Source organism: Photorhabdus stackebrandtii (genome assembly GCF_011189495.1).
In the GTDB taxonomy this organism is placed as follows: Bacteria; Pseudomonadota; Gammaproteobacteria; order Enterobacterales; family Enterobacteriaceae; genus Photorhabdus; species Photorhabdus khanii.
Genome location: NZ_PUJV01000199.1, coordinates 1 through 303, shown reverse-complemented (window position 1 = coordinate 303; position 303 = coordinate 1). Strand labels below are relative to the sequence as shown.

Below are 303 nucleotides of genomic sequence, written 5' to 3'. Positions count from 1 at the left end.
CGGGCGCTGCCGGTGCCCGGGGAGGACGCCTTTGCCCGCCAGCGTTATGCAGCCCCGCAGGGCGCCACCGAAACCGCCCTGGCGGTGGTCTGGCGTGAGTTACTGGGCCTTGAACAAGTCAGCCGGCATGACAATTTCTTTGCCCTGGGCGGGCATTCTTTGCTGGCGGTGCGGGTGATAGAACATTTGCGTCAGCAGGGGCTTACACTGGCGGTACGCGACCTGTTTCAGACTCCGGTGTTAGCCAATCTGGCACAAAAGCTGGAGCAGTACGCGGCCGTGCCCGTGCCTGCCAATTTGATT

1 protein-coding gene is annotated in these 303 nt (G+C 62.7%); it reads left to right on the top strand.

Annotated elements, in window-relative coordinates:
* Positions 1-12: 12 nt before the first annotated feature.
* A partial coding sequence (locus C5470_RS22320) for a phosphopantetheine-binding protein (protein WP_422631106.1) occupies positions 13-303 on the top strand: 291 nt, incomplete at its 3' end.